The organism is Rhizobacter sp. P3_C12, assembly GCF_056402735.1.
Genome location: NZ_JBFUGW010000502.1, coordinates 1 through 2472, shown reverse-complemented (window position 1 = coordinate 2472; position 2472 = coordinate 1). Strand labels below are relative to the sequence as shown.

Sequence of the window (2472 nt, the reverse complement as noted above, 5' to 3'; positions counted from 1 at the left end):
ACGGCGAGTTCGCGATCACCCATGCGCCGCTCGCGCCGCTGCCCGCGGGGCCGGTGGGCCTGCTGATCGCCGCGCAGCCCCTGCCCGACCACCGACCGCTGGCCGCCCACAAGACCACGCTGCGCCAGCACTACGACGCCGGCGTGCAGGCGGCCGAGCGGGCCGGTGCGTTCGACAGCCTGTTCTTCACCGCCGACGGCCGGCTGGTGGAAGGCGGGCGCAGCTCGGTGTTCCTGCTGCTCGACGGCCGCTGGTGCACGCCGCCGCTGCACGACGGCGCGCTGCCCGGCGTGATGCGAGCGCGGCTGCTGGCCGATCCGGGCTGGGCCACCGTCGAGTGCAGCCTGAGCGCGGCCGACCTGCGGCGTGCGCAGGCCATCGTGGTCTGCAACGCATTGCGCGGCGTGTTGCCGGCGCACCTGCTGTCGCGCGAGCTGAGCCACGCCTGAGGCGCCGATGAACCTGGCGCTGTTCGACCTGGATCACACCTTGATTCCCTTCGACAGCGGCATGGCCTGGACGCGCTTCCTCACGGCGCGCGGCATCCTGCCGCCCGAGGCCCCCGAGGCCTACCTGGCCTGCTGCCACCGCTACGTGGCCGGCACGCTGGACATCCGCGCGATGCACCGCATCACGGTGGCACCGCTGGCGGCGTTTCCACGCGAACGGATCGAGGCCTGGAGCCGCGCGTTCGAGGCCGAGATGGCGGCGCGGGTGCCCGGCCTCATGCAGGCGCTGGTGGAGCGCCACCAGCGTGCCGGCGACCTGTGCGCCATCGTCACCGCGACCACGCGCTTCATCGCCGAGCCCTTTGCGCGGCTGTTCGGCATCCGCCACCTGATGGCGACCGAAGGCGAGTTGCGCGACGGCTTCCTGACCGGCGAGATCGCCGGCGAGCCCTGCCACCGCGAGCACAAGCTGAGCCGCGTGCTCGACTGGCTGGACCGGCCCGGCGGCCTGCAGGCCTTCGACGAATCCTGGTTCTATTCCGATTCCGCGAGCGACCTGCCGCTGTTGCAGGCGGTGTCGCATCCGGTGGCCGTCCGGCCGGAGCCCGTGCTGCGCGAGCATGCGCGGCGCTGCGGCTGGACGGTGCTTGATTCATAAAACAAGGAGACATGTCATGGAATGGATTCGCCAGGTCAGCTTGGTCAGGCGGGTGATGATCGGCTTCGTCGTGATGGGCGCGATCGTGCTTGCGATGGGTGGGGCGGCGGCGTGGACCGTGCGGCAGCTGGCCGCGGGGGCTCCGCGGATCGATGCGGATGCGGCCGTCGGGTGGTTCGGCGCGTGTGCCGTCGCCGGCTGCGCGGTGGCGCTGCTGGCCGGCTGGCTGATCCGCGGCAGCATCAAGGAGTCGGTCGAGTCGACCGTGCAATGCGTGATCCGCATTGCCGGCGGCGACCTCGAGACCAAGATCACGTCGTCGGGCAAGGACGAGATCTCGTGGCTGCGGGCCGAGCTGAACGCGATGCGCAAGAAGCTGCGCACGATGGTGCTCGACGTGCGGCAGACGGTGGAGGGGGTCGACACCGCGTCGGACGAGATCGCGAGCGGCAACACCGACCTGTCGAACCGCACCGAGCAGCAGGCGAGCGCGTTGCAGCAGACCGTCGGCTCGATGGCGCAGCTGGCGGCCACGGTGAACAGCAACTCGGACAGCACGCGCGAGGCGAGCAGCCAGGTCAAGTTGTCCAGCGAGGTCGCGGCGCGCGGTGCGCAGACCATGCAGGAGGTGATCGTGCGCATGGGCGAGATCCACACCAGCRCCGGCAAGATCGCCGAGATCATCGGCGTGATCGATGGCATCGCCTACCAGACCAACATCCTCGCGCTGAATGCGGCGGTCGAGGCGGCGCGTGCCGGCGAGCAGGGGCGCGGCTTCGCGGTGGTGGCCGAGGAGGTGCGCAGCCTCGCGCAGCGCAGTTCGTCGGCCGCGCGCGAGATCAAGGCCTTGATCGGCGACTCGACCGAGAAGGTGGCGGCCGGCTCGCAGCTGGTCGCCGATGCCGGCCGCACGATGCGCGAGATCGTCGACAGCGTGGGCCAGGTGGCGGGGCTGATCGCCGGCATTGCGCAGAGCGGTGCCTCGCAGAGCAGCGACATCGGCCGCATGCAGCAGGCGATCGGGCAGCTCGACACGATGACGCAGCAGAACGCCGCGCTGGTGGAGCAGCTGGCGGCGGCGGCGCAGTCGCTGCGGGGCCAATCGGGCCGGCTCACCGAAGCCATGGGTTCATTCCGCGTGAATGCGTAGCTTCCTCCCTGGCGGCGATCTGCGCGGGCAAAGGCGCGGGCGGGGAGTGTGGGGCTCGCCGGTCGGTGCGGTCATTGCCCCTGGCGGGGCAATGACTCCCCTGCGCCATCTGCTTTCATGAACCGTCGCCGAAACTCCCTCCACTCACTTCGTTCGTTGTGGTCAAACAGTCGGCGACAGTCAGTGCACGAAGCGCGCTGCGCGCGCGGTTCATG

Annotated in this window: 3 protein-coding genes; all 3 read left to right on the top strand. The window is 70.6% G+C overall.

Annotated features, from left to right (window positions below; all coding sequences use genetic code 11):
- Window positions 1–449, top strand: a 449-nt coding sequence (locus AC1DXV_RS33805) for an aminotransferase class IV (protein WP_477937939.1), incomplete at its 5' end; no start/stop codon positions are given.
- 7 nt (window positions 450–456) lie between these two features.
- The gene (locus tag AC1DXV_RS33800) at window positions 457–1107 is read left to right on the top strand and encodes an HAD family hydrolase (RefSeq protein WP_477872560.1); all 651 of its coding nucleotides are present in this window, start codon (window positions 457–459) and stop codon (window positions 1105–1107) included.
- A 16-nt stretch (window positions 1108–1123) separates the two neighbouring features.
- Window positions 1124–2257, top strand: coding sequence for a methyl-accepting chemotaxis protein (locus AC1DXV_RS33795; RefSeq protein WP_477937937.1), 1134 nt, complete (start codon window positions 1124–1126; stop codon window positions 2255–2257).
- Window positions 2258–2472: the final 215 nt, after the last annotated feature.